The sequence below is a fragment of the Pseudomonas sp. lyk4-TYG-107 genome (genome assembly GCF_030209055.1).
Lineage (GTDB): Bacteria > Pseudomonadota > Gammaproteobacteria > Pseudomonadales > Pseudomonadaceae > Aquipseudomonas > Aquipseudomonas putida_A.
Genome location: NZ_JARVST010000032.1, coordinates 1 through 26,531, shown reverse-complemented (window position 1 = coordinate 26,531; position 26,531 = coordinate 1). Strand labels below are relative to the sequence as shown.

At 61.7% G+C, this 26,531-nt stretch carries 25 protein-coding genes; 4 read left to right on the top strand and 21 right to left on the bottom strand.

Features of this window, described 5'->3' with window-relative positions:
• The first annotated feature begins 41 nt into the window (after positions 1-41).
• Positions 42-662: an energy transducer TonB gene (locus tag QRN61_RS24995; protein WP_086792244.1), complete on the top strand. Its 621-nt coding sequence runs from the start codon at positions 42-44 to the stop codon at positions 660-662.
• A 4-nt stretch (positions 663-666) separates the two neighbouring features.
• Here QRN61_RS24995 and QRN61_RS24990 read toward each other — a convergent pair whose 3' ends face one another.
• From QRN61_RS24990 to ppc, 7 genes are all read right to left on the bottom strand, one after another.
• On the bottom strand, positions 667-1,359 hold the full coding sequence (locus QRN61_RS24990) for an extensin-like domain-containing protein (protein ID WP_285375981.1): 693 nt from the start codon (positions 1,357-1,359) through the stop codon (positions 667-669).
• A 2-nt stretch (positions 1,360-1,361) separates the two neighbouring features.
• Positions 1,362-2,198: an isocitrate lyase/PEP mutase family protein gene (locus tag QRN61_RS24985; protein WP_134785530.1), complete on the bottom strand. Its 837-nt coding sequence runs from the start codon at positions 2,196-2,198 to the stop codon at positions 1,362-1,364.
• 33 nt (positions 2,199-2,231) lie between these two features.
• On the bottom strand, positions 2,232-3,092 hold the full coding sequence (locus tag QRN61_RS24980) for a DUF72 domain-containing protein (RefSeq protein ID WP_204894983.1): 861 nt from the start codon (positions 3,090-3,092) through the stop codon (positions 2,232-2,234).
• Positions 3,092-3,400: a hypothetical protein gene (locus tag QRN61_RS24975; protein WP_003222071.1), complete on the bottom strand. Its 309-nt coding sequence runs from the start codon at positions 3,398-3,400 to the stop codon at positions 3,092-3,094. The genes QRN61_RS24980 and QRN61_RS24975 overlap by 1 nt, the downstream gene beginning before the upstream one ends.
• 256 nt (positions 3,401-3,656) lie before the next feature.
• The gene (tsaB, locus tag QRN61_RS24970; RefSeq protein ID WP_103368433.1) at positions 3,657-4,331 is read right to left on the bottom strand and encodes a tRNA (adenosine(37)-N6)-threonylcarbamoyltransferase complex dimerization subunit type 1 TsaB; all 675 of its coding nucleotides are present in this window, start codon (positions 4,329-4,331) and stop codon (positions 3,657-3,659) included.
• A gap of 93 nt (positions 4,332-4,424) precedes the next feature.
• Positions 4,425-5,072: an adenylate kinase gene (adk, locus tag QRN61_RS24965; RefSeq protein WP_003222067.1), complete on the bottom strand. Its 648-nt coding sequence runs from the start codon at positions 5,070-5,072 to the stop codon at positions 4,425-4,427.
• A 290-nt stretch (positions 5,073-5,362) separates the two neighbouring features.
• Positions 5,363-7,993 (bottom strand): phosphoenolpyruvate carboxylase, encoded by a 2,631-nt coding sequence (ppc, locus tag QRN61_RS24960; RefSeq protein WP_285375976.1) that lies wholly within the window; start codon positions 7,991-7,993, stop codon positions 5,363-5,365.
• Positions 7,994-8,206: 213 nt separating this feature from the next.
• Here ppc and QRN61_RS24955 point away from each other — a divergent pair, with 213 nt between their 5' ends.
• The 3 genes from QRN61_RS24955 to lptF all read left to right on the top strand — a co-directional run bounded on the left by QRN61_RS24955 (position 8,207) and on the right by lptF (position 10,166).
• Positions 8,207-8,551: a hypothetical protein gene (locus QRN61_RS24955; RefSeq protein WP_003222064.1), complete on the top strand. Its 345-nt coding sequence runs from the start codon at positions 8,207-8,209 to the stop codon at positions 8,549-8,551.
• A gap of 365 nt (positions 8,552-8,916) precedes the next feature.
• The gene (locus QRN61_RS24950) at positions 8,917-9,321 is read left to right on the top strand and encodes a DUF4398 domain-containing protein (RefSeq protein ID WP_007964219.1); all 405 of its coding nucleotides are present in this window, start codon (positions 8,917-8,919) and stop codon (positions 9,319-9,321) included.
• Between the two features lie 56 nt (positions 9,322-9,377).
• The gene (gene lptF, locus QRN61_RS24945; protein ID WP_007964218.1) at positions 9,378-10,166 is read left to right on the top strand and encodes a lipotoxin F family OmpA-related lipoprotein LptF; all 789 of its coding nucleotides are present in this window, start codon (positions 9,378-9,380) and stop codon (positions 10,164-10,166) included.
• A gap of 176 nt (positions 10,167-10,342) precedes the next feature.
• On the opposite strand, the gene QRN61_RS24940 is transcribed toward lptF, so the two are convergent.
• The 14 genes from QRN61_RS24940 to QRN61_RS24875 form a co-directional block, all read right to left on the bottom strand.
• Positions 10,343-10,672 (bottom strand): PA3694 family proteiin, encoded by a 330-nt coding sequence (locus QRN61_RS24940; protein WP_007964217.1) that lies wholly within the window; start codon positions 10,670-10,672, stop codon positions 10,343-10,345.
• Positions 10,669-11,574 carry an alpha/beta hydrolase gene (locus tag QRN61_RS24935; protein WP_103368435.1) on the bottom strand — a complete coding sequence of 302 codons (906 nt, stop codon included), beginning with the start codon at positions 11,572-11,574 and terminating at the stop codon, positions 10,669-10,671. Before QRN61_RS24935 ends, QRN61_RS24940 begins: the two co-directional genes overlap by 4 nt.
• 161 nt (positions 11,575-11,735) lie before the next feature.
• Positions 11,736-13,013 carry a flavohemoglobin expression-modulating QEGLA motif protein gene (locus QRN61_RS24930; protein ID WP_003222055.1) on the bottom strand — a complete coding sequence of 426 codons (1,278 nt, stop codon included), beginning with the start codon at positions 13,011-13,013 and terminating at the stop codon, positions 11,736-11,738.
• Between the two features lie 24 nt (positions 13,014-13,037).
• The gene (locus QRN61_RS24925) at positions 13,038-13,595 is read right to left on the bottom strand and encodes a hypothetical protein (RefSeq protein WP_150370352.1); all 558 of its coding nucleotides are present in this window, start codon (positions 13,593-13,595) and stop codon (positions 13,038-13,040) included.
• 157 nt (positions 13,596-13,752) lie between these two features.
• Positions 13,753-14,466, bottom strand: coding sequence for a TetR/AcrR family transcriptional regulator (locus QRN61_RS24920; protein ID WP_007964212.1), 714 nt, complete (start codon positions 14,464-14,466; stop codon positions 13,753-13,755).
• A 105-nt stretch (positions 14,467-14,571) separates the two neighbouring features.
• Positions 14,572-16,074 carry a lysine--tRNA ligase gene (gene lysS / locus QRN61_RS24915; RefSeq protein WP_285375970.1) on the bottom strand — a complete coding sequence of 501 codons (1,503 nt, stop codon included), beginning with the start codon at positions 16,072-16,074 and terminating at the stop codon, positions 14,572-14,574.
• A gap of 112 nt (positions 16,075-16,186) precedes the next feature.
• A protein-coding gene (gene prfB / locus QRN61_RS24910) for a peptide chain release factor 2 (RefSeq protein ID WP_096795805.1) occupies positions 16,187-17,282 on the bottom strand; the annotation gives its coding sequence in 2 pieces (ribosomal slippage) (positions 16,187-17,209 and positions 17,211-17,282; 1,095 coding nt in all).
• Between the two features lie 310 nt (positions 17,283-17,592).
• The gene (locus QRN61_RS24905) at positions 17,593-18,594 is read right to left on the bottom strand and encodes a diguanylate cyclase domain-containing protein (RefSeq protein WP_025112221.1); all 1,002 of its coding nucleotides are present in this window, start codon (positions 18,592-18,594) and stop codon (positions 17,593-17,595) included.
• 48 nt (positions 18,595-18,642) lie between these two features.
• Positions 18,643-19,653 carry a chemotaxis response regulator protein-glutamate methylesterase gene (locus QRN61_RS24900; protein ID WP_098967417.1) on the bottom strand — a complete coding sequence of 337 codons (1,011 nt, stop codon included), beginning with the start codon at positions 19,651-19,653 and terminating at the stop codon, positions 18,643-18,645.
• Positions 19,650-21,944, bottom strand: coding sequence for a hybrid sensor histidine kinase/response regulator (locus tag QRN61_RS24895; RefSeq protein ID WP_285375968.1), 2,295 nt, complete (start codon positions 21,942-21,944; stop codon positions 19,650-19,652). The genes QRN61_RS24900 and QRN61_RS24895 overlap by 4 nt, the downstream gene beginning before the upstream one ends.
• Positions 21,941-22,636 (bottom strand): chemotaxis protein CheW, encoded by a 696-nt coding sequence (locus tag QRN61_RS24890; RefSeq protein WP_007964201.1) that lies wholly within the window; start codon positions 22,634-22,636, stop codon positions 21,941-21,943. Before QRN61_RS24890 ends, QRN61_RS24895 begins: the two co-directional genes overlap by 4 nt.
• Entirely contained in the window at positions 22,633-23,910 is a 1,278-nt protein-coding gene (locus QRN61_RS24885) for a CheR family methyltransferase (RefSeq protein WP_285375967.1), read from the bottom strand. Before QRN61_RS24885 ends, QRN61_RS24890 begins: the two co-directional genes overlap by 4 nt.
• Positions 23,907-24,425 (bottom strand): chemotaxis protein CheW, encoded by a 519-nt coding sequence (locus QRN61_RS24880; protein WP_285375966.1) that lies wholly within the window; start codon positions 24,423-24,425, stop codon positions 23,907-23,909. The genes QRN61_RS24885 and QRN61_RS24880 overlap by 4 nt, the downstream gene beginning before the upstream one ends.
• Positions 24,425-26,047 (bottom strand): methyl-accepting chemotaxis protein, encoded by a 1,623-nt coding sequence (locus tag QRN61_RS24875; RefSeq protein WP_096795800.1) that lies wholly within the window; start codon positions 26,045-26,047, stop codon positions 24,425-24,427. Before QRN61_RS24875 ends, QRN61_RS24880 begins: the two co-directional genes overlap by 1 nt.
• Between the last annotated feature and the right edge of the window lie 484 nt (positions 26,048-26,531).

The following is a 26,531-nucleotide window of genomic DNA, read 5'->3' as shown; positions in this document are numbered from 1 at the left end:
TCAACGCGCATTTTGCCAGAGCTGAGCGTCAACCGAAAAAAATGTCAGGCATTCTTCCCACATCGATTGGCTACATTTCGCCCAAGGGCGACTTCAGCCGTCATAACACTCAAGCATTGGGCGGCGTCAGTCACCTGTGGCAGGATTTCTTTGCCCAGGCGATGGCCGAACAGACGAGTGATGTGGTGCCGGCCTGTGGCACCTTTCCACCGGTTGACCTGAACAGCCCGGAAGAACCGACCCTGGGCAGCGAGCTGCACGCGCACATCGTCGAGCAGCGTCAGTGCGACGTGGTCGAGACCGAAGTGCGTCCGCCAGAGCCGCTGTTCCTGCCGATCGCCGAGTTCGAAACCGATCTGCTGGACAAGCCGTTCCCACCGTTCCCGCCAGAAGAACTCAAGGCTCAGCAAGAGCAGCAGGACTTCGACAGCAGCTGGGTCCGTCCAATCGTGATCAACAATGGTCAGCCGCTTCCCGAGCCTGGCCCGGCGCCACAGAAGAAGCCGCTGTACCTGCCGATTGCCGAATTCGACCTCGACCTGCTGCAAAAACCTTATCCACCGTTCCCGCCGGAAGAAATCGTCGAGCAGCAGAAGGCTTTGGACTTCGATAACGGTTGGGCGCGCCCGATCGTCCTGCAGAACCTGCGCCTCGCCGCCTGATCCCTCAGCGACACACGCTCCAGCGCCCGACATCGACATGAAAGTGATTGCGGTGGGCGGCGTTGTAATCCGGACTCAACACCACACTGAACGCCTCACAGGCGCCATCGCGCACCTGCCGCAGAAACCGCGCGTCCTGATTCTGTTTCGGCCAGTCCTTGAGCACGCTAATGCTGCGCCCGTCCGCCAGACGAAAACCGGCGATGTCCAGCGCATCGGCACTGGCATGCCGGCTAAGCGCCCCGCTCTCGCGGTTATAGACATTGCGACAGGCAAAGCTGCCGAGGTGATCAAGCCGCGCCACCCTCTGCCCGTAAACAGATTGCGCGGCGGGTTGCAGGGTATGCCGTTCAAATAGCTCGTAAGCCACCGCCAGCGGGCAACTGGCGAGGAAGCTGCTGCTCAGCGCCACCTCGCCGCCCTGCACGCGCACGGTGCCGATCAGCGGGCACTTGGCATCGGGACTGTCGGCTTGCGCGGTGACGCGCAGACCCGAGTTGCTCAGGACTTGTGAGCATAATTCGGGATTGCCGCGCAGGCGCATCAGCTTGAAACCGGTCAACCAGTTCGGCGCGGCCTTCACGTCCAGCGGCGCCCACGGGTTCCACTCGGCCGGGACGTCGAGCCAGCCGCGCCAGACGCTGAGCACGGCACCCGCGATGATCAGCAGCAACGACAGCGCGATCCAGCGACCCATGCTCAGCCTTTGAAAAACTGATTGGCCTTGGCGTACGGCATCGACTGCGACGTAAAGCCGAACGTCCCGCGCTGCTGGATCTCTTCAGCCGCGCGGAAGAACTCGCCGAACGCTGCCAAGGCCAGCGCCGAGCCGGTGCTGATCCTGCGCACGCCCATTTCTTCCAACTCCTGTACGGTCAGTTTCAAACCGCCGGACATGAGCACGTTGACCGGTTTTGGCGCCACCGCGCGCACCACCGCCAACACCTCTTCGGCGCTACGCAAACCCGGCGCATACAGCACGTCGGCGCCCGCCTCGGCAAAGGCTTGCAGGCGGCGAATGGTGTCGTTGAGATCGGGATTGCCGTGCAGATAGTTTTCCGCGCGGGCGGTCAAGATGAAGGGAAATGGCAGCGTGCGCACCGCAGCGACGGCGGCTTCGATGCGTGCTACGGCGTGTTCGAAGCAGTAGATCGGCGCATCGGCACGGCCCGTGGCGTCCTCGATCGAACCACCGACCGCGCCGGCCTCGGCGGCACGCAACAGGCTTTTCGCGCATTCGGCGGGGTCATCGGCGAAACCGTTTTCCAGATCCACCGCTACCGGCAAATCCGTGGCCGCGACAATCGCCCGGACGTTGGCCAAAGTGTCATCGAGACTCAGGGCGCCGTCAGCCTTGCCCTGGGAAAACGCGTAACCGGCGCTGGTGGTCGCCAACGCCTGATAGCCCAGACTGGCGAGCATCTTCGCCGAGCCGGCATCCCACGGGTTGGGAATCACGAAAATCCCCGCACCTTCATGCAGGGCCTTGAAGGCCTGGGCTTTGCGGGTTTGTTCTTGAAGGGCGTGGGCGTCCATCGGCAGGCTCCTGGGCAGGGGAAAAATCCGCCTTCAGAGCAAGCCGAGTTGCTCGGCGGCGGGTTCTCTGTATAGCTCAGGCAGGGATGGCAGGCCAGGCAAACGTTGCATCAATTGTGCGTGAAAACGTTGCGCCAGCTTCGCCGCCATGACGTTGTCGGCGGTGTGCAGGAAGATGTACGGCGTGCGGCCCTCTTCGATCCACTCGGCGATTTTAGCCACCCACGGCACCAGGAACGGATCATTCGCTTCCAGCTCCGGGTGGCCGATAAAGCGCACCTGCGGGAACTGGGTAAACGCCGCCGGACGCGTTGGCACCCGCGGCTTTTTCGATTGCGCGTGGATCACCGAAGACTCGGTCGACAGGCAACTGAACAGCGCCCGTGGATCGAGGCAGATGCGTTCTACGCCACGGTCGAGCAGCAAGCGATTGAGCAGGCGTTCGCTCTCGCCCTTGGCGAAGAACTGTTCGTGGCGCACTTCCACCGCCAGTGGCCGGTCCAGTGCGTCGATGAACGCGGTCAGCTCCGGCAGTCGATGCGGGGTGAAGCTTTTCGACAGTTGCAGCCACAGCGGCGAAACACGTTCGCCGAGCGGGCTGAGGAGGTTTACGAAGGTTTCGGCGGCGGTCAGTTGATCGCGCAGATCACCGCTGTGGCTGATGTCGCCGGGAAACTTGGCGGTGAAGCGAAAGTGTTCGGGCATGGTCTCGGCCCAACGCTGCACGGTGGCCGGCGAGGGGCTGGCGTAGAAGGTCGTGTTGCCTTCGACTGCATTGAACACTTGGGAGTAGAGGCTGAGGAAATCGGCGGTCTTGGCGTCTTCGGGGTACAGATACTCGCGCCAGGCGTTTTCACTCCAGGACGGACAACCGAGGTAGTAAGGCAGATCCATCAGATGTACAGGTCGAGACCCAGCACATCCGCATCCCAATCGACAAAACCGGCGGTGCTCAGGTAGCTGGCCAAGGCCATCGCTACGCTTTTGCTCATGGCGCGGTGATAAATCATGTCTTGCTGACGGGCGGGCAGATTGGCCAGGCGTTGTGCGGAGGCTTTGGCAGCGCGGGCGGCCAGTTGCTCTTCAGTCGGGAATTCCAGCTCGCCGTCGATATCGTCGACGGATTCATCCAGCGCCACATTGCCTTTGCGAGGCTTGCGCTTGATGGGGTAGGACTGAGAGGAGAGGCCGTCTATACGCATAATTTCATGCTCGGTATCGATGATGGCAATTTAGCGGCACTTGACCGACTTAGCAAATTGCCGAGTGATAACTAGAACACATAAAGCGCAAAAGGTTTAAAGCGCGGGGTTGGAAACTGACGATTGGCAGTGACTTTAATTGAACACCGGATCTGTGGGAGCGGGCTTGCTCGCGAAAGCGGTGTGTCAGGCACCTGGATAGAGACTGACATGGCCTCTTCGCGAGCAAGCCCGCTCCCACAGGTTTTGTGGTGAATCAGCGAGCCTTGGGGGTGGCGACTTTGTCGCGCAGGTAAACCGGTTGCGCATCATCGGCAGGGATCGACTCGCCGCGTTCCCAGGCAAACCGCGCCAGGGTCAGCAGGTCTTCGGCGTGAGGCAGCATGCCGGCATCGGAGCCGGTGAGGTTGACCGCGATCCGCTCGCCATAGCCCCAACCGGTACCTGCACCGAACCACTCACCGCTGGCATCGCCCGGCAGCGCCGCGACTTCCGGCGGCAGTACCGCCTCGACGCCGACCAGACGCATCTCGCCAGCCGTTTCGCGGTAGCAGCCCCAATACACTTCATCCATCCGCGCATCGATAGCCGCCGCGACCTGGCTCACGCCGTGTTCGCGATATGCACGTTGCGCCAGGACGGCGAGGTTGGACACCGGCAGCACCGGACGATCCAGCGCGAACGCCAGCCCCTGCACCACGCCGATGGCAATCCGCACACCGGTAAACGCACCCGGCCCGCGACCGAACGCGATCGCGTCCACCGCTTGCAGCGTGGTGCCGGCATCGGCCAGCAGTTGCTGGATCATCGGCAGCAGCTTCTGCGCGTGCAGACGCGGGATCACCTCGTAATGGCTCGTGACCTTGCCGTCATGCAGCAAGGCAACGGAGCAAGCTTCGGTCGCGGTGTCCAGGGCCAGCAAGGTGCTCATCGATGTATCCAAAACAGGTGGGGGAAAAAGTGCGTCAGTATAAACAACTACGGCCCGCAAGCGGGCCGTGGATGATGCAGCCGATCAGCTTTTTCAGCTCAGCGCTTCGAGCACCTTGGCGGTGATCGCTTCAACCGAACCTACGCCCGGAATATGGCTGTACTTCGGCTTACCGTTGGCAGCGGAAAGCTTCTGGTAGAAGTCCACCAGCGGCTTGGTCTGCGAATGGTAGACCGACAGGCGATGACGCACGGTTTCTTCGGTGTCGTCCTTGCGCTGCACCAGATCGTCGCCGGTAACGTCGTCTTTGCCAGCCACTTTCGGCGGGTTGTAGACGATGTGGTAAACGCGGCCACTGGCCTCGTGAACGCGACGTCCGGCGATACGCTGAACGATTTCTTCGTCTTCAACCGCGATTTCAACCACGGCGTCCAGCTCGACACCGGCAGTTACCAGCGCTTCGGCCTGTGGAATGGTGCGCGGGAAACCGTCGAACAGAAAGCCGTTGGCGCAGTCTGGTTGAGCGATGCGATCCTGCACCAGCGCGATGATCAGGTCATCCGACACCAGGCCGCCCGCATCCATGATGCTCTTGGCTTGAACGCCCAGCGGAGTGCCAGCCTTGACCGCTGCACGCAGCATGTCGCCGGTGGAGATTTGCGGAATGCCGAATTTCTCGGTGATGAACTTAGCCTGAGTACCTTTACCGGCCCCGGGAGCTCCCAGCAGAATGACGCGCATCGATGTGCTCCTCAATTTTTTATATAGAAAACAACGGGATTCGCCTCTTTGGGCCAATCTCAAAAAAACGGGTCGTGGCCGCACAAACGGCCAAAGGCTGATCAAGATACACAGCAGGCTGCGCCCACACAAGACGCCAAAAGTCGGAGAAACCGGCGCCCGCCGCGACCTTGCGACGCGGTAACCCAAGTCGCAACCCCATCACTAACTGTCGCCTGACCGCACTTTCTCTCTGTGTACAAAGTGGCACCCGGCCTGTGCACCGGGTGCCTGATGCCACCGCAAAAACCTTAGCCGGTATTGCGCAACCCGGCGGCAATCCCCGCCACAGACACCAGCAGCGCCTGCTCCACCGGGCTGCCCTGCTCGACATTTTGCTGCCGTGATCGGGCCAACAGCTCGGCCTGCAATAGATGTAGCGGATCAAGATAGGTGTTGCGCAGACGGATGAATTCCAGGGTGTCTGGGCTATGTGCCAGCAGCTGCGACTGTCCGGTCAGACCAAGCACCACCGCACACGCCTGCGACAATAGGTCGCGTAACTGTGCGCCCAACGGCAGCAAGTCCGGCTCGACCAGCCGCTCATCGTACGACAGCGCGACGTCAGCGTCGGCCTTGGCCAGGACCATTTCCAGCATGTCGATACGGGTGCGGAAGAACGGCCACTGTTCGCGCATCTGCCCGAGCAGTTCGCCTTCGCCGCGCTCCAGCGCCTTGCTCAGCGCAGTTTCCCAGCCGAGCCACGCCGGCAGCATCAGCCGCGTTTGCGTCCAGCCGAAGATCCACGGAATCGCCCGCAGGCTCTCGATGCCGCCGGCACGGCGCTTGGCGGGACGGCTGCCAAGGGGCAAGCGCCCCAGTTCCTGCTCTGGCGTCGATTGGCGGAAATACTCGACGAACTGCGGATTCTCCCGCACCACGGCGCGGTACGCGGCGACGCCATCGGCGGCCAGTTCATCCATCAGGTGTCGCCATTCGGGCGTTGGCGGCGGTGGTGGCAACAACGTCGCTTCCAGCACCGCGGCCAGATACAGATTGAGGTTCTGTTCGGCGATGTCCGGCAGGCCGAATTTGAATCGAATCATTTCGCCCTGCTCGGTGGTGCGAAAACGCCCCGCCACCGACCCCGGCGGCTGCGACAGGATCGCCGCGTGCGCCGGACCGCCGCCACGGCCCACGGTGCCACCGCGACCGTGGAACAACAGCAGTTCGACTTGCTGCTCGCGGCAGATCTCCACCAGCCGCTCCTGCGCCCGATATTGCGCCCAGGCCGCAGCGGTGGTGCCGGCGTCCTTGGCCGAGTCGGAATAACCGATCATCACTTCCTGCGGGCCTTGCAGCCTCGCGCGGTAGCCCGGCAGCAGCAACAGACGCTCCATCACCGGCCCGGCGTTGTCGAGGTCGGCGAGGGTTTCGAACAGCGGCACCACGCGCATCGGCCGCAGCACGCCGGACTCTTTCAGCAGCAGTTGCACCGCCAGCACGTCGGAGGCGGCGCCCGCCATCGAGATCACGTAGGAACCCAGCGAAGCACCCGGTGCCGCCGCGATCTCCTTGCAGGTATTGAGCACCTCAGCGGTGTCGGCGGACGGTTTGAAATGCGCCGGCAGCAGTGGCCGACGATTGCTCAATTCGCGGGTGAGAAAGCTGATGCGCTGCTCTTCGTCCCAGTCTTCGTAGCGACCGAGGCCGAGGTAGTCGGTGATTTCGGTCATCGCCGAGCTATGCCGCGTCGAATCCTGACGCACATCGAGGCGTACCAGGAACAGGCCGAAGGTTACCGCCCGGCGCAGACAATCGAGCAACGGCCCGTCGGCGATCACGCCCATGCCGCACTCGTGCAGCGAGTTGAAGCACAGCTCCAGCGGATCGAGCAGATCGCGGTTGTTGTGCAACACGTCGGCTGGCGCTGGCGTTGTTGCGCTCAGCGAGGCGTGCGCCCAGTTGCGCGTGGCGCGCAGGCGTTCGCGCAATTGCTTGAGCACCGCCCGGTAAGGTTCGGCGCTGTCGCCGGCCTTGGCCTTGAGCGCATCGCTGGCCTGCTGCATCGACAGCTCGGCCGCCAGGTGATCGACATCGCGCAGATACAGGTCGGCAGCCATCCAGCGCGCCAGCAACAGCACTTCGCGGGTCACTGCGGCCGTGACATTCGGGTTGCCGTCACGGTCGCCACCCATCCACGAGGCAAAGCGAATCGGCGCCGCCTCCAGTGGCAAGCGCAGGCCCGTCGCTTCATACAGCGCCTTGTCGGCCTTGCGCATATGGTTGGGGATCGCCTGCCACAGCGAATGCTCGATCACCGCAAATCCCCATTTCGCTTCGTCGACCGGGGTCGGCCGAGTGCGGCGGATTTCTTCAGTGTGCCAGGCTTCGGCGATGAGCCGCTGCAGGGTGTTCTGGATCTGTTCGCGCTCGGCGCTGGTCAGATCGCGATGATCCTGGGCGGCCAGTTGCGCAGCGATCGCGTCGTACTTCTGAATCAAGGTGCGCCGCGCCACCTCGGTCGGGTGGGCGGTCAGCACCAGTTCGATTTCCAGTCGCGCCAGTTGTCGCGCCAGCGATTCGGCGCTGTGGCCTTCGTTGCGCAGGCGGGCGAGCAGTTCCGGGAGCACGCGGGATTCGAACGGCGCCGGCTGCGACTCTTCGCGACGATGAATCAATTGATACTGCTCGGCGATGTTCGCCAGGTTGAGGAACTGGTTGAACGCCCGCGCCACCGGCAGCAGTTCGTCTTCGCTCAACTGATTGAGGCTGGCGCTGAGTTCGGCGTCCATCGAGCCACGGCGGTCGGCCTTGGCGCCCTTGCGGATCTGCTCGATCTTGTCGAGAAATTCCTCGCCGTACTGGTCGCGGATGGTATTGCCCAACAGCTCACCCAACAGGTGAACGTCCTCGCGCAAGCGTGCATCAATATCGGTCATCAGCAGTTCTCCAGCGTTAATCGGGACGGCGCAGAAACGAATGCTTTGCCCAGAGAGTGCCGCTCTACGGCGCTTCTTACAAGCAGACGACGAAGGGACTTTAAACCTTGTGGCTTGAAGCTAGTCTCAACAGTAAGCCGTACAACGGCTTGCCGCCGGCCCCGCCGGACACTCACCCAGGCCTGCCACGAGCAGGCGCGAAATGAGGTCATCATGAAAATTCGTGAACTCGCCCAGCATTGGGAAGAAAACGCCAAGGGTCGCCTGACCGACACCGGCTACACGATTCATCTGGACGTCGAGGCCGCCGCGCGACTGGCGGCGATTGCCGAGATGTACCCCAAACGCCACCCGGAAGAACTGCTCGGCGAACTGATCGGCGCCGCGCTCGAAGAATTCGAGGCGAGCCTGCCGTATGTGAAAGGTTCGACGGTGGTGGCGACTGATGAGGAAGGTGATCCGCTGTATGAAGATGTCGGGCCGACACCGCGGTTTCTGGCGCTTTCTCGCCGGCATCTGCAGGATTTATCCGCCGCTGCCGGCAAGCAAAAGCACTGACACAACCCCATCAAACTGTGGGAGCGAGCCTGCTCGCGATAGCGTCAGAACAGTCACCTCTACAGTGCCTGACAGACTGCTTTCGCGAGCAGGCTCGCTCCCACATTGACTGTATTGAACTTCAAAAATCCCACACTTTTTACCCCGCGCGTACCTCTCCCCGCCTCCAAAGTTCCCGGTTTAGAGCCTTGTCCATCTGGTCAAAAAAAAATTTGGCGATAGGCCATCTTTTCTGAACTTTTGAAAAACGCCTCCGGTCGGAAGCTGTAACCACGCCTGGAACGAGCGTTTCAAAAACGCGCTTTTACACGACGCTTGCGGCTCCTCGACCAGGATGGATTTTCGGTTTTATCAGGAGTTAAACAATGGAGTTGAAGACCATGAAGACCCAAACCTCGTTCTCCCACCTGCGCGGTCTGAAACTGGCTGCTCTGGCTATCGGTACCAGCTTCGTTCTGGCCGGTTGCGCCGGTAACCCGCCGACCGAGCAGTACGCCGTGACTCAATCGGCCGTCAACAGCGCCGTCAGCGCCGGTGGTACCGAGTTCGCTGCAGTGGAAATGAAGCAGGCTCAGGACAAGCTCAAGCAAGCCGAAATTGCCATGCACGACAAGAAGTATGAACAGGCTCGCACCCTCGCCGAGCAAGCCGAATGGGACGCTCGCGTAGCAGAACGCAAGGCTCAGGCTGCCAAGGCCGAACAGGCTGTGAAGGATTCCCAGAAAGGTGTTCAGGAACTGCGTCAGGAAAGTCAGCGCACCGTGCAGTAAGCGCGCATCCCGAATCGCAAAGCTGAAACTTTTATCGATAGAAAGGACGACAAATTATGCGTAAGCAACTGATGATCCCCGCTCTTCTGGCCGCAAGCGTTGCCCTGGCTGCCTGCTCCACTCCGCCTAACCCGAACCTGGAACAGGCGCGCACCAACTACGCCGGCCTGCAGGCCAACCCACAGGCAAGCAAAGTCGCTGCCCTGGAAACCAAGGACGCCAGCGATTACCTGGACAAGGCCGACAAGGCTTATCTGGACAAGCAAGACGCAGCCAAGGTTGACCAACTGGCCTACCTGACCAACCAGCGCGTGGAAGTGGCCAAGCAGACCATCGCCCTGCGCACCGCTGAAAACAACCTGAAAAACGCTGCCGCGCAACGTGCCCAAGCACGTCTGGACGCTCGTGATCAGCAGATCAAACAACTGCAGCAGAGCCTGAACGCCAAGCAGACCGATCGCGGTACCCTGGTGACCTTCGGTGACGTGCTGTTCGCCACCAACAAGGCTGACCTGAAATCCAGCGGTCTGGTGAACATCAACAAACTGGCACAATTCCTTCAGGAAAACCCTGATCGCAAAGTGATCGTCGAGGGTTACACCGACAGCACCGGCGCGGCTTCGTACAACCAGTCGCTGTCCGAGCGTCGTGCCACCTCGGTACAAGTCGCTCTGATCAAGATGGGCGTAGATCCTTCGCGCATCGTGGTTCAGGGTTATGGCAAGGAATACCCGGTTGCAGATAACAGCAGTGTCTCGGGTCGTGCGATGAACCGTCGTGTGGAAGTGACCATTTCCAACGACAACCAGCCAGTGATGCCACGTTCGGCGGTCAGCTCGAACTAAGCAACACGCGCTAACGCAAAAGCCCCGCCTGAGTGATCAGGCGGGGCTTTTTTTGGCCTTACACATTCCCCCCTTGTGGGAGCGGGCTTGCTCGCGAAAGCGCTGGATCAGTCGGAATATAGAGTGACTGACACACCGCTTTCGCGAGCAAGCCCGCTCCCACAGTTTTTATCGGGTTATGGTTCGAGTTTTTGTGGGGTTTCCTGGCCCATGCAGCGCACGGCTTTTTTCTGCGCATTGATCAGCACCCCGGTCAGGCCTTTCTGCTCGGTGTCGAACAGCACCAGCACGCCATCGATGCACTGCGCCACTTGCGGCGCCGGGTCCAGTGAGACTTTGTAGTCTTCGCCCGGCACGGTCTTGAGCATGGTGAATTCGTTGAGCAGCAGCGCATCCTCGGGTTTGGCGAAGTGCAGGTAACCGTAGTACCACAGCGCCCCGACGGTGCCGAGGATGCTGCAGATACCGGTGATGATCAGCGGGATGGCGTTACGTTCTTCAGTCATTGCGGACTCTCATCTTCAGAATTCGGAGCTTGCGGATAATTCGGGATCTCGCCGAGGCGGCGCAGGCCGTTGAAATGTTCGGGATCTTCCAGATAGCGCAGCATTACCTGGCGCCAGACAGGGTCGCCGAAGGTCTGCACGTGGCCGCCGCGGGTCAGCTGTAGCACGCGCGGTGGCGGTGCAGCCTGATACAGGCGGATGGCGTTGGCCATTGGCACCAGCGGGTCATCGATGCTGTGAAAGATCAGTTTCGGCACCCCGTTGAGCTGCGGCATCGAGTTGATCGCGCTGTCGCTATCCGGCACCAGCCACGACAGCGGCACCTGAAACGGCCAGGTCAGCCATGAAGTGCTGAGGGCGTACTGGCCGACGCTGCGATAACTGGCGGGCACACCGTCGAGCACGAAGGCCTTGAGTTGCTTCTGCCGCTCCGGGTGCTGCACCAGCCAATGCACGGCCATCGAGCCGCCGAGGCTCTGGCCGAGGAGGATCAGCGGTTTGCCTTTGACCTCTGGCGCCTTGTCGAGCCAGGCGAACGCGGCGTCGATGTCCTGATAGATCGCCGGCAGGCTCGGCTTGCCCTCGGACAAGCCATACCCGCGATAGTCCACCAGCAGCACCTGATAACCATTTTTCGGCAACCACCAACTGCCGCCGAGGTGCATCGGCAGGTTGCCGCCGTTGCCGTGCAGGTGCAGGACTGTGCCTTTGACTTCGACGCCAGGTTTGGCCGGTAGCCACCAGGCGTTCAACTTCAAGCCATCCGCCGTGACCAGTGTGACGGTGCGGTATTCGAGCTTGGCTTTTTCCGGGGTGAAGATCTGGCCCGGCTCGGGGTAGAACAACAACGAACTGCAACCACTGAGGGTTAGGAGCAGGCAAAGGATGCCGAGGATTCTCATCCGGTGAAACCTCGCAGAATTCGGGTTGAAAACAATAATTGTGTCAACAAATAACCCTGTGGGAGCTGGCTTGCCAGCGATAGCGGTGGGTCAGCCAACATCAATATTGACTGACAGAATGCAATCGCTGGCAAGCCAGCTCCCACAGGGTTTGTATGTGGTCAGAGGATATTGGAGTAATCCGCCTCGATCCGGTCCAGGCTCAAGTGATTAAGGAAGTTGGAGAAGCACATCCACGCCGACAGCGCGTTCATGTCGCGGAACTGTTCCGGCAAATATTTCGGCGGCACCACCAGACCTTCATCGACCAACTGACGCAGGGTACGCATGTCCTCCAGCGTGGTCTTGCCGCAGAACAGCAGCGGCACTTGCTCAAGCTTGCCTTTACGCACGGCCAACTGAATGTAGTTGTAAACCATGATAAAGCCCTTGAGGTAGGACAAGTCTTTGGTGAATGGCAGACCGGTCGGGGTCGAACCACGGAACACCCGGCTGGCGTTGCCGTAGCTTTCGGCCATTTCAAAGCCCTGCTCGCGGAAGAACTCGAACACCTGCAAAAAGTCCGCGCCCTCCTCGACCATGTGAATGGCGCGGGTGCGGTTGGTCAGTTTGCGCAGGCGACTCGGGTAGGAGGCGAAGGTGATGATTTCCATCAAGATCGCCAGGCCTTCCTGGGTCACCGTCGACGACGGTGGGCCTTTGGACAGGAAGGTGCAGATCGGCTGGTTCAAGCCATTGAGCGTGGTGCCGACGTGCACCAGACCTTCGTGGACTTCCAGTGCACGCACGTCGCGGTCGTTGAACAGCGCGTCAGTGCGGATCTTGATGTAGTCGGCGCCTGCCGCCGCGTCGGCGACGATGCCGTCGGACTCGAACACGCGGATGGTTTCCTCGGCCTCGCCAAACACCTTGTTCAACCGGGTTTGCAGCAGATGCACGGCATCCTTGGCGGTGAGGATCTTCGGTTCGTCCTTCAGGTCGCCACGGCCATCAATGTTGTTCAGGTAGTCGGACATCATCAGGCCGAGGTCGGCCAGGGTCGGGTCGCCGGCGTGGAACGCATCGGAGGCGGCGCCGTAGAGTTCCTGGGAGATCAGGCCGAAATCCTCGGTGCCGCGCGCTTCGAGCATGCGCACCACCATGCGGTATTCCTTGCACATGCGCCGCATGATCTGCCCGACCGGGTTGAACTGGCCGAGCTGGCGGGTGATGTCGCGCTCGATGTTCTGGAATTCCAGTTTGACCTTGCTCGAATCGAAGGACAGCGGCCGATTGAGATAGTAGTCGCGATCCACCGCCGGCATTTCCTTGCCTTTGGCCTTGAGAAAGCCCTTGCGGATGTTCTCGTCCCACTTCACCGCATCGAGCACGCGGATCGGCGTCTGCGCCAGCACAATGCGATCGGACAGCGTGCGTATCGTCTGCTGGTAATCGTCCACCCGAAACTCCTGTAGAAAACTGAATTATTTGGCGCGGGCCTGGCGCTGATAGCGCGCGGCCTCGACGAAGACATCGGAATTGGCCGGATCGTCGAGGTAAGCAAAGACCTTGTCGAGGCGACTGTCGACCTGCACGCCGTCGCCGTCGTCCTCGGTCTGGAAAGCCTTGCCGTCGAGGGCTTGCTGCTTGATCGCCTGATTGATCTGTTCGAGGTCGAGGTTGTACACCACCAGCTCGTGTTTGTCGGTGATTTCGAAACCGGCGATGGTGTATTGGCCACCGTAACGCGCCGGCACTTTCGCCGACAGGTACCAGCGACTGCCATGACGCGACACGGTGAACGGGTATGCCTCGCGCTCGTGAGGCCGGGCCTTGAACCAGGTGACGGCCTGATAGCGATCGTTGCCGACGCGGGTCAGCTCAAGGTTCATTGGTTCGCCCCAGGCATTGGTGCTCGACCACGTGCCCAGCAGGCCCTTGGGCGCCGGGTCACTGGCAGGCAGCGGATCCTTGAAGGTCACCAGACAGCCACTGAGCAGCAGGAACGACAAGGCGATCAGCACGCCACGCCAGGCTTTCATTCAATACTCCCTATGAACACGCGTCGCCCTGATGATCGGCTCAGTCCCTTGTGGGAGCGGGCTTGCTCGCGAAGGCGGTGGGTCAGTCAACTGAAGCGTTGAATGTGATACCGCATTCGCGAGCAAGCCCGCTCCCACAGGGGATCGGCGTCGGCTATCAGACCGAGGCCAGGACCAGATGCATGTACCGCGTCAGAATCCCGAGCATGTCCTGTTCGGCCAAAGGCTCGGCGTCGTTGAGCAGGCCCTGATATTCCATCCGTCCGATAATCGCCGTCAACACCTTGGCATCCTGCTGCGGTTCACGCGAGCCCAGCACCTGGAACAACTGGCAGGTGCCCTGCAGCAGAATCTGCTGATGCGAGCGCACCAGATCCGCCAGCCGCGGGTTGAGCAGCGCTTCCTGACGGAACGCCTGCTCGGCCATCAGGTGCTCGCGACGATTGACCAGTTGCCGGTGCACATAGTCGGCCATCAGCCGCGCGATGTCGTCCGCCAGTTGCGAGCGCGACTCGGGGCTGCCGTCACCACTGACGACCATTTCGCGCAGCAGGCCTTCGTTGTTGATCCACAGCTTGGCCATGTAGGCCGCGCTGCGTTCGACGTATTGGGCGAAGGTATCGGTGAGCAGGTCATCGATATCCTTGAAGTAATAGGTGGTGGCCGACAGCGGCACACCGGCCTCGGCCGCCACGGCCCGGTGGCGCACGGCGCGCACGCCGTCACGCACGACAATACGCATCGCCGCGTCGAGAATGTCCTGTCGACGCTGCTCACTGCCCTGTCGGCTGGCCTTGCGGCCCTGGTACTGAACACTTTCAGCGACCGCAGTGGCGATACCCGCTGCACCTTCTTGAGCGATTGCAACCATCACGACTGGACTTCCTCTGCTATTGCAAAATTAACCAATTGATACATTTGTACCAGACAGGCAATAAAAAGCCGCCTGTTTTAGGCGGCTTTTTAACTGAAACGTTTACGCTTGCGGTCGCATGTGCGGGAACAGGATCACATCGCGGATCGACGGCGAGTTGGTCAGCAACATCACCAGACGGTCGATGCCGATACCTTCACCGGCCGTTGGCGGCATGCCGTACTCCAGCGCGCGCACGAAGTCGGCGTCGTAGTGCATGGCTTCGTCGTCGCCGGCGTCCTTGTCGGCCACCTGCGCCATGAAGCGCTCGGCTTGGTCTTCCGCGTCGTTCAACTCGGAGTAGGCGTTGGCGATTTCACGGCCGCCGATGAACAGCTCGAAACGGTCGGTGACGTTCGGGTTCTCGTCGTTACGACGGGCCAGCGGCGACACTTCGAACGGGTACTGAGTGATGAAGTGCGGCTGCTCCAGCTTGTGCTCGACCATCTCTTCGAAAATCATCACCTGCAGCTTGCCCAGACCTTCGAAGCCCAGCACCTTGGCACCGGCCTTCTTGGCGATGGCGCGCGCCTTGTCGATGTCGTTCAGGTCATCGGCGGTCAGCTCAGGGTTGTACTTGAGGATCGAGTCGAACACCGACAAACGGGCAAACGGCTCGCCGAAGTGGAACACCTTGTCGCCGTACGGCACGTCGGTGCTGCCCAGCACCAGCTGCGCCAGTTCACGGAACAGTTCTTCGGTCAGGTCCATGTTGTCTTCGTAGTCGGCGTAAGCCTGGTAGAACTCCAGCATGGTGAATTCAGGGTTGTGACGCGTCGAAACGCCTTCGTTACGGAAGTTGCGGTTGATCTCGAACACTTTCTCGAAACCGCCAACCACCAGACGCTTCAGATACAGCTCAGGCGCGATACGCAGGAACATTTCCATGTCCAGCGCATTGTGGTGGGTTTCGAACGGCTTGGCTGCGGCACCGCCAGGAATGGTCTGCAGCATCGGCGTTTCGACTTCGAGGAAGTCGCGCTTCATCAGGAAGCTGCGGATGTGCGCGATCACTTGCGAACGCACGCGGAAGGTCTGACGCACGTCTTCGTTGACGATCAGGTCAACGTAACGCTGACGGTAGCGCTGTTCGGTGTCAGTCAGGCCGTGGTGCTTGTCCGGTAGCGGGCGCAGCGACTTGGTCAACAGGCGTACGTTGGTCATTTCGACGTACAGGTCGCCCTTGCCGGAACGCGCCAGGGTGCCTTCGGCGGCAATGATGTCGCCCATGTCCCAGGTCTTGACGGCGGCCAGGGTGTCTTCGGACAGGGTTTTACGGTTGACGTAGACCTGGATGCGACCGGTCATGTCCTGGATCACCATGAACGAGCCACGGTTGAGCATGATGCGACCGGCAACCTTGACCGGGATTGCAGCCTCGGCCAGCTCTTCCTTGGTCTTGTCCGCGTATTTCTTCTGCAGATCTTCGCAGTAGTTTTCGCGGCGGAAGTCGTTCGGGAAGGCGTTGCCCTTGGCGCGCTCGGCAGCCAGCTTTTCCTTGCGCAGGGCGATCAGGGAGTTTTCTTCCTGTTGCAGGGCTTGCGGGTCGAGTTGTTGGTCGCTCATGTCTTCAGATATTCCATCAGGTTCGTTGCCCCCGGGCCTGGCGGCCCGGGAATCGCCAGCAGGGCTGGCTCCTACAGGGATCGCGTTGCATCAGCGACCCTGCGTGCGTCTTTTACAGCCCCGATTTCAGGCTGGCTTCCAGGTATTCGTCGATGTCGCCGTCGAGCACCTTGTCGCAGTCGCTGCGTTCAATGTTGGTGCGCAAGTCCTTGATCCGCGACGCGTCGAGCACGTACGAACGGATCTGATGACCCCAGCCGATGTCCGACTTGGTGTCTTCCAGGGCCTGGGAAGCGGCGTTGCGCTTCTGCATTTCCTGCTCGTACAACTTGGCCCGCAGCATTTTCATGGCGGTGTCCTTGTTGGCGTGCTGGGAACGCTCGTTCTGGCAGCTGACCACGGTGTTGGTCGGTACGTGAGTAATACGTACGGCCGAGTCGGTGGTGTTTACGTGCTGACCACCAGCACCGGAGGAACGATAGGTGTCGATCCGCAGGTCTGCCGGGTTGATTTCGATTTCGACCTTGTCGTCGATCTCTGGCGAGACGAAAACCGCAGAGAACGAGGTGTGGCGACGGTTGCCGGAATCGAACGGGCTCTTGCGCACCAGACGGTGCACGCCGATCTCGGTACGCAGCCAGCCAAAGGCGTATTCGCCCTTGATGTGCACGGTCGCGCCTTTGATACCGGCGACTTCACCGGCCGACAGTTCCATGATGGTCGCGTCGAAACCGCGTTTGTCCGCCCAGCGCAGGTACATGCGCAGCAGGATGTTGGCCCAGTCCTGGGCCTCGGTGCCGCCGGAGCCGGCCTGGATGTCCAGGTAGGCGTTGTTCGGGTCCATCTCGTGGCTGAACATGCGGCGGAATTCAAGCTTGGCCAGTGACTCTTCAAGCCCTTGAAGCAGTTCAACGACGTCGTTTACCGCGCCTTCGTCGTTTTCTTCAACGGCCATGTCGAGCAGCTCGCGGGAATCGGCCAGACCACTGGACAGCTCATCCAGGGTGTCGACGATCTGCGCCAGCGATGCTCGCTCGCGGCCCAGTTCCTGGGCGTATTCAGGTTTGTTCCAGACTGCAGGATCTTCAAGCTCGCGATTGACTTCGATCAGACGCTCATGCTTTTGATCGTAGTCAAAGATACCCCCGAATAGTTTCGGAGCGCTCGGACAGGTCCTTGATGGTGTTCAGGATCGGGTTGATTTCCATGACGGGCAGCACTCGTTGGCGAACTTTTGAAAGCCGGCGAGTATAACGTAATCAGGCTGTCACGGCAGCCCGTCTGGCGGGTGTGGGGATCATTAAACCCTTTGCCCTCACCCTAGCCCTCTCCCAGAGGTAGAGGGGACCGATCGGGGGATATTTGAGAGGTACGCCGACGTGAAAGAGCTTTGCTGAATCCGGAAGCGCCAAGCTTGAAGATCCATAATCGACTCGGTCGATCAGGTCGATGTACAGTGCTAGACACCTCGGTCGGCCCCCTCTCCCTTTGGGAGAGGGCTGGGGTGAGGGTAAGCGTTTATTCGATCCCGACCTGATTACGCCCGTTGTTCTTGGCCAGGTACAACCCGCGATCCGCCGCCGAAATCAGCAGCCGGCAATCGCTGCCCGCCTGCGGCACCATGGTGGCCAGGCCGATGCTGATGGTCAGGCTCGCCCCGTCGCCCGGGGTGTTGTGCGGAATCTTCAGCGCCGCCACGGTCTGGCGCAGCTTTTCCGCCACCAGTCGTGCGCCGCCCGGCGAGGTGTTCGGCAGCACCAGGGCGAACTCTTCACCGCCGTAGCGGGCCGGCAGGTCCGACGGTCGGGCGCTGGCGTCGCGGATCGCCGTGGCGACCTTGCGTAGCGCCTCGTCGCCTTCGACGTGGCCGAAGCTGTCGTTGTAGGACTTGAAGTAATCGACGTCGATCATCAGCAACGACAACTGGCTCTGGTCGCGCAGCGAGCGGCGCCATTCCAGCTCCAGGTACTCGTCGAAGTGCCGGCGGTTCGACAGCCCGGTCAGGCCGTCGGAGTTCATCAGGCGTTGCAGCACCAGGTTGGTGTCGAGCAACTGCTGCTGGCTGACGCGCAGCGCACGGTACGCCGCATCCCGCTGCAGCAGGGTCATGTAGGAACGCGAGTGGTAGCGAATCCGCGCCACCAGTTCGATGGTGTCCGGCAGTTTCACCAGATAATCGTTGGCCCCGGCGGAAAACGCCGCGCTCTTGATCAGCGGGTCTTCCTTGGTCGACAGCACGATGATCGGGATGTCCTTGGTCGCCGGGTGATTGCGGTATTCGCGCACCAGGCTCAGGCCGTCGAGGCCGGGCATCACCAGATCCTGCAGAATCACCGTCGGCTTGATCCGTACCGCCTGGGCGATGGCCTGGTGCGGGTCGGAGCAAAAGTGGAAGTCGATGTTCTCTTCATTCGACAGCCCACGGCGCACGGCTTCGCCAATCATCGCCTGATCGTCCACCAACAACACCATGGCGGCGTTTTCGTCGGTTTTAATGTCGTCGATCTGTAAATCATTCATGGGCGGTCACCTGAGTACTGCGGGGGCCAGGATTGCGGAATAGCCTGTTCATTTGGGAAAAACCTCCAGCAATCGTGGCGCTATCTTTTCCAGTGGACGGATTTCGACGGCCGCATCGATCGCCGCTGCGGCCTTGGGCATGCCGTACACCGCACTGCTTTGCTGATCCTGCGCGATGGTCAGATAACCCTGCTGGCGCATGAGCTTAAGCCCTTGCGCCCCGTCGCGTCCCATCCCGGTCAATAAAACCCCGACGGCATCGCCGTTCCAATAGCTGGCGACACTTTCGAAAAACACGTCGATCGAAGGCCGGTAGATCTCGTTGACCGGCTCGGCGGTGTAGGCCAGCGTGCCGTTTTTCAATAAGCGAATATGGTGGTTGGTGCCGGCCAGCAGCACCGCGCCGGCCTGCGGTGGCTCGCCCTCGCGGGCCAGGCGTACATCGAGGCCACTGGCGCTGGCCAGCCATTCGGCCATGCCCGCGGCAAACACCTGATCAACGTGCTGCACCAGCACGATGGCGGCCGAGAAATGGCGTGGCAGGCCCTTGAGCAGCACTTCCAGCGCGGCCGGTCCGCCGGCAGACGAGCCGATCGCCACCAGCCGCTTGCACGACGCCGAACTGCGGTGGGGCGTCGGCACCGGGCGCGAGCGCGGGGTTTTCTCGCCGATCAGCCAGCCGATGTTGAGGATCTTGCGCAGCAACGGCGCCGCCGCTTCCTGCGCGTTCCCCGCACCAATGGCCGGGGTATCGACCACGTCCAGCGCGCCGTGGCCCATGGCTTCGAAGACCCGGTGCACGTTCTGCTGACGGTCGACCGTGACGATAACGATCGCGCACGGGGTTTCGGCCATGATCCGTCGCGTGGCCTCGACGCCATCCATGACCGGCATGATCAGGTCCATCAGGATCAGATCCGGGGTGTTTTCGGCGCACAACCGCACCGCCTCGGCGCCGTTGTTGGCGACCCAGACCACCTGATGCGCCGGCTCGAAGGCCAGCGCACGGCGCAAAGCCTCCACCGCCAGGGGCATGTCGTTGACGATTGCGATTTTCATGCCCGCGCTCCTCCAATGAGCTCAACCACTGCGTCAAGCAGGGCGTCGTCATGAAAACTGGCCTTGGCTAAATAATAGTCGGCGCCAGCGTCCAGTCCACGACGCCGATCCTCTTCACGATCCTTGTACGAGACCACCATCACCGGCAGCGATTGCAGGCGGTTGTCACGGCGCAACAGGGTCACCAGTTCGATGCCATCCATGCGCGGCATGTCGATGTCGGTGATCAGCAAATCGAAGTCCTCCGAACGCAGCGCGTTCCAGCCGTCCATGCCGTCCACCGCGACCGCCACGTCATAGCCGCGATTGAGCAGCAACTTGCGTTGCAACTCGCGCACGGTCAGCGAGTCATCGACCACCAGAATCCGTTTGCGCGCCACTTCGGCGGCCTGATTGCCATGGCGAGCAATACGCTCCAGACGCCCGGTGTTGAGCAGTTTGTCCACCGAGCGCAGCATGTCTTCGACATCGACGATCAGCACCACCGAACCGTCGTCGAGCAGCGCCCCGGCGGAAATATCCTGAACCTTGCCCAGTCGCTCATCCAGCGGCAGCACCACCAGCGTGCGCTCGCCGACAAACCGCTCGACCGCCACCCCGTAGACCGCGTCACGCTCGCGGATCACCACGACCTTGAGGGTTTCGCCGCTGCTCTGACTGGCCGGACGATTCAGCAACTGACTGGCCGCGACCAGCCCGACATGCCGACCTTCGTGCCAGAAATGCTGACGGCCCTCGATCTGCACGATGTCCTGTGGCTCCAGGTCGCACATGCGCTCGATGTGCGCCAGCGGAAACGCATAAGCCTCCTCGCCGACTTCGACCACCAGACTGCGCACCACCGACAGGGTCAGCGGCACTTCCAGATGAAAGCGGCTGCCCTCGCCCGCCGTCTGCTCCAGCACCACCGCGCCGCGCAGTTGCCGCACCATGTGCTGCACCGCATCAAGACCGACGCCACGCCCGGACACTTCGGTCACCGTGTCGCGCAGGCTGAAGCCCGGCAAGAACAGGAAGGTCAGCAGTTCTTCTTCGCTCAACTGCGCGGCAGTTTCTGCCGGTGACAATTGGCGTTCAACGATGCTGCGGCGGACCTTTTCCAGATCGACGCCATTGCCGTCATCGCTCAACTCCAGCACCAGCAAACCGGCCTGATGCGAGGCACGCAGGCGGATCAGGCCTTCTTCGGACTTACCCTTGAGCAAGCGTTGTTCCGGGGTTTCGATGCCGTGATCGACCGCGTTGCGTAGCAAATGAGTCAGCGGCGCTTCGAGCTTTTCCAGCACGTCGCGATCGACCTGGGTCTTCTCGCCTTCGATCTCCAGCCTTACCTGTTTGCCGAGGCTGCGCCCCAGGTCTCGAACCATGCGCACCTGACCGGTGAGCACGTCGGCAAACGGGCGCATGCGGCAGGCCAGCGCGGTGTCGTAGAGCACTTGGGCGCGCTGGCTGGCTTGCCAGGCGAACTCGTCGAGCTCGGCGTTCTTTTCCGCGAGCAATTGCTGAGACTCGGCCAGCAAGCGCCGCGCATCTTCAAGGGCTTCCTGGGCCTCAAGGCTCAGCGCATGTTCCTTGAGATGCACGTTGAGGCTTTCCAGTGCCCGCAGGCCATTATTCTGCATGCGTTTGAGACGCTGCATGGTCGCCAGATGCGGCTTGAGGCGCTGGGTTTCGACCAGCGATTTACTCGACAGGTCGAGCAGGCTGTTCAGGCGTTCGGCGGTGACCCGCAGCACGCGCTCGCCGCCCTCGGTGGTGCGCTTGTTCTTGCGCGGTGCCGGGTCGGAGGTTTCCAGCGGTGTCTCGATCACTTGCGCCGGGGTTTCAATCGGTGCAGGCGCAGGCGGCGGCGCCTGCATCTGCAACTCGGCCATCGGCGGTGGCGCCACTGTGGGCGCTGCCGAAGGGTCGAGCAGGAGTCCCATCAACGCCACATACGCTTCGATGTCCGGCGCTTGCGGAGCATTGGCCGGCGTGGCGATGCGCATCAACAGATCGGTGCCTTGCAACAGCGCATCGATGTGCTCGGGACGCAACAACAGCCGACCTTCCTGCGCACTGACCAGGCAATCTTCCATCACATGGGCGACGCTGACACCGCTGTCGATGCCGACGATCCGCGCCGCGCCCTTGAGCGAGTGCGCCGCACGCATGCACGATTCCAGATAGTCGGCCTGAGTCGGGTTGCGCTCCAGCGCCAGCAGCCCGCTGCTGAGCACCTGGGTCTGGGCTTCGGCTTCCAGGCTGAACAGCTCCAGCAGCGAGGCGTCGCGCATTTGCTCGGGGGTCATGTGAGGCTCCGGGTCACGGCGGACAGCAGCTGCTCTTCATCCAGCCAGCGCAGGCTGCGCCCCCGGAATTGCAGGACACCACGGGTGTATTTGGCGCTGGCCGTGCTGTTGTGCTCACCGCCGGCACGCGACGCGGCGTCGAGAATTTTTTCATCGATGGCGTGGATGCCGTCGACCTCGTCCACCGGCACCACCACCGGTCCGCCGTGGGCGGCGATGATCAGCATGCGCGGCATGATCCGCGCGCCAGTGGCCGGTGCGGCGTTGCCATCAAGGTCGAGCAACTCGACCAGCGACAGGCACGCGACCAGCGCGCCGCGCACGTTCGCCACGCCGAGCAAGGCCCGCGAACGCTGGTGCGGCAACGAGTGAATCGCCTGCAGCGGCGCTACCTCCACCAGGCTGCGGGTGGCCAGCCCCAGCCATTCCTCGCCGAGGCGGAACATCAGCAGCGAACGGGTTTTCACATCGGTTTCGACCGCCACGGCGACCGGATCGCGTTCGTCCTGCTGCAATGCATAACGGTCAAGCAGGCGCGTGGCGGCGGCGGAATACACCGCGCAGTTGCGGCAATGAATATGCTCGGCCAGCAACGGGCACGACTTATCGCCATGAATACCGATACGGTTCCAGCAATCATCGATGGCCCGGGCGTCTTCGTGGGTGACGTTCAAAGTGTCGGACGGGATCATCGTTTACGCTCACTGTCGGCGGTGCGGCCGCTGCGGGCGGCACGTTCCTGCAATCGTCTGGCACCGGCGCTGTCGCCCTGGGCCTGCAGCAAGGCGGCCAGGTGCATCAACGCTTCGGGGTGTTGCGGTTCAAGGTATAAGGCCTTGCGGTAATGACCCTGGGCTTCGAGCGCGGCACCGGCCACGTCGCTGAGCAGACCGAGCCAGTAAAACACCTGCGCCACCGGTTCGTGACTGCGCAGATACTGCTCGCATGCCGCGCGGGCCTCGGCGCTTTTGCCTTCGTTGGCCAGCGCGGCGATGTTGGCGAGCAAGGTCGCCGCGTCCGGGTTGGCGCTTTTGCTGCTGACGGGCAACGGTGCAACGCTGGCAAACGGCCGCGGACGCACCGGCGGCGATACTGGCGGCGGACTGCGCAGCGGTTGGCGCACCGGCAAAGGGGTCGGGGTCGGCAATGCCACAGGTTCGGGCATGGGTTCAGCGTGTCGACTGAAGGCAAACGACTGCGGGATGCCGATCGAGCGCATGCCCAGGCGCCCGAGCAGACTGCCCTCGGCCGGGCCGATGAACAACACGCCATCAACGTGCGTCAGACGCTTGAGCACTTCGAAGACTTGCTTCTGCGTCGGCTGGTCGAAATAGATCAGCAGGTTGCGGCAGAACACGAAGTCGAACGGTGGCTCGCTGGCCAGCAGCGTCGGATCCAGCACATTGCCGGCCTGCAGGCGCACCTGCTCGCGCACCGCTTCGCTGACCCGATGGCCATCCTGTTCGGCGGTGAAATGACGCTCGCGAAAATCCAGATCCTGCCCCCGAAACGAGTTCTTGCCGTACAACGCCCGTCGCGCCTTGTCCACCGACAGCGGGCTGACGTCCATGCCGTCGACCTTGAACTGATGCGGCTTGAGCCCGGCATCGAGCAAGGCCATGGCAATCGAATAGGGTTCTTCGCCGGTCGAGCACGGCAGGCTGAGGATGCGCAGCGCACGCATGTTGTTCAATTCGTCCAGACGCTTGCGCGCCAGCTTGCCGAGGGTGGCGAAGGATTCCGGATAACGGAAAAACCAGGTTTCGGGGACGATCACCGCCTCGATCAACGCCTGCTGTTCGTCCCGCGAACCTTGCAGCAGTTGCCAGTATTCATCGCTGTGCGCCGCTTGCGAGAGCGTGGTGCGTTGGCGCACCGCGCGCTCGATGATCGCCGGCCCCACCGAGGTGACATCCAGGCCGATGCGTTCCTTGAGGAAATCGAAAAAACGCTGGTCGCTGCTCATGACTGTGCCTCAAGTGGCGCGGGGAACAGCAGGCTGCGCACCGCGTCATCCAGCAAGTCGTTGACCCGCACCCACTGCACCAGACCCTGGGCATCTTCGCGCACCGGGCCGAGATACGGCGCCTGACGATTGTCCAGGCCATATGGCTGAAAATCCTCGGGATTGCAGCGCAGGGTGTCGGTCGCCTGCTCAAGGATCAGCCCGAGCCAGCGCGACGGCTGCTGTTCATCCGGACGGTAATGCACCAGCACCAGCCGCGTACTGGTGCGCGCCTCGGCGGGATGGCCGAAAGTCAGCGCGCTGAGGTCGATGGCCGGTACCACCGCACCGCGATAGGCGAACACCCCGGCGACCCAGTTCGGCGCTTGGGCAATCGGCTTCAACGGCAGGCGCGGCAACACTTCCGCCACCTCGGTGGCGCGCAAGGCGTAACGCTCGCTGCCGATGCGAAACAGCAGGAACAACGCCTGCTTCGCCACCGGCGCAGCGCTGCGTTTGGCGGTGACTTCGCTCATCAGACTTTGAATCGCGAAACGCCGCTGCGCAGCCCGACGGCCACCTGGCTCAGTTCGTCGATGGCGAAACTGGCCTGACGCAGCGACTCGACGGTCTGGCTGCTGGCGTCGCCCAACTGCACCAGCGCATGGTTGATCTGTTCGGCACCGGTGGCCTGGGCCTGCATGCCTTCGTTGACCATCAACACCCGCGGCGCCAGCGCCTGCACCTGATGGATGATCTGCGACAGTTGCTCGCCGACCTGCTGCACTTCGGCCATGCCCCGGCGCACTTCTTCGGAGAACTTGTCCATGCCCATCACGCCGGCAGATACCGCCGACTGGATCTCGCGAACCATCTGCTCAATGTCGTAAGTGGCGACGGCAGTCTGATCCGCCAGACGCCGCACTTCGGTGGCGACCACGGCAAAACCACGCCCGTACTCGCCGGCCTTCTCTGCCTCGATGGCAGCGTTGAGCGACAGCAGGTTGGTCTGATCGGCGACCTTGACGATGGTCACCACCACCTGATTGATGTTGCCGGCCTTCTCGTTGAGGATCGCCAGCTTGGCGTTGACCAGATCGGCCGCGCCCATCACCGAGTGCATGGTGTCTTCCATGCGCGCCAAGCCTTGCTGGCCGGAACCGGCGAGCACCGAGGCCTGATCGGCGGCGGTGGACACTTCGGTCATGGTGCGCACCAGATCCCGCGAGGTGGCGGCGATCTCCCGCGAGGTCGCGCCGATTTCGGTGGTGGTGGCCGCGGTTTCGGTGGCGGTGGCCTGTTGCTGCTTGGAGGTGGCGGCGATTTCGGTCACCGAAGTGGTCACCTGCACCGAGGAGCGTTGGGCCTGGGACACCAGCGAAGTCAGCTCGGTCATCATGTCGTTGAAGCCGGTTTCCACCGCGCCGAACTCGTCCTTGCGATCCAGATTCAGACGGCTGCTCAAGTCGCCGGTACGCATGATTTCGAGGATTTTCACGATGCGGTTCATCGGCGCCATGATCGCGCGCATCAGCAACAGACCGCAGGCGCCGGCTGCGAGCACGGCCACCAGCAGCGAGACGAACATGCTGACCTTGGCCGCCGCCACGGCTTCGTCGATGTTGGCCATGGCCTGATCAGCGACCCGTTTGTTTTCGCCTATGATGTCGTTGAGTTTCATGCGGCCGGTGTACCAGGCCGGGGTCAGCTTCTCGGTGAACAACTTGACCGCGTCGGCTTCCAGGTTGCGCTTGTGCAAGTCGAGCACCTGATCCTGGATCTGCATGTAGGTGTCGTGATCCTTCTCGAACGCAGCGAACTCGACCCGGTCCTCGTCGGTGGTGACGGTGTTGCGGTAGTTGGCCATCTGCTCTTGCAGGCGCGTCTCGAATGCCTTGTAGTCCGCCGCATCTTCGCTGCTGATGCCCTGCCCTTCCTTGAGGCCCAGCAGTTCCTGGGTCTGCAGATAGCTGTCAACCCACGCCCCGCGGATCATCGAGCTGTAATAGACGCCGGGAACCGCGTCGTCACGCACGCTGCTTTCACTGGCCTCGATCCTCAGCAAGCGTGAATACGAGACAACGACCATCAGCAACATGATGGCGATAATCACCGCAAAGCTCGCCAAAATGCGTTGGCGCAACGTCCAGTTCTTCACAGTGATTCCTCGTGCCTAAGTCGAAATGCGGGGAGTATAGCCGAGGGCGGTGTTTCATTTATAAGACGCTTTTTAACCCTCGGGCCGGCCCGACTTGGTTCGCGGGAAGGCTCTGGGGTGGGACTGTCCGACAATCTGGGGCTGGCGTGCCAGTGATGGAACGGCAAAAAGGGGCGCTGGTTCGGTCATTTGCGGCCCTCGACATCTCGCCAAGTAATGGCAATGCGCCTTTATGCGCAACTTCTTGCGCACTTGATCGCGTTTTTTCGCTACTCGAATTGCTACAGAGCCCGTGTGCCGGAGCCTGTAGCCGAGTGCGCAACTTCTTGCACACCACTGCGCAAGAAGTTGCGCACTTTTAGCCTTATTTTGGCATGAAACATCTTGAAACATGAGCTTTAGAGCAGTTTAACCCCCGTATCACGGAGACTTCGGCAAACCTGGCACGCTCCTTGATAACAGTCAGGCACCCACCGGGCGATTT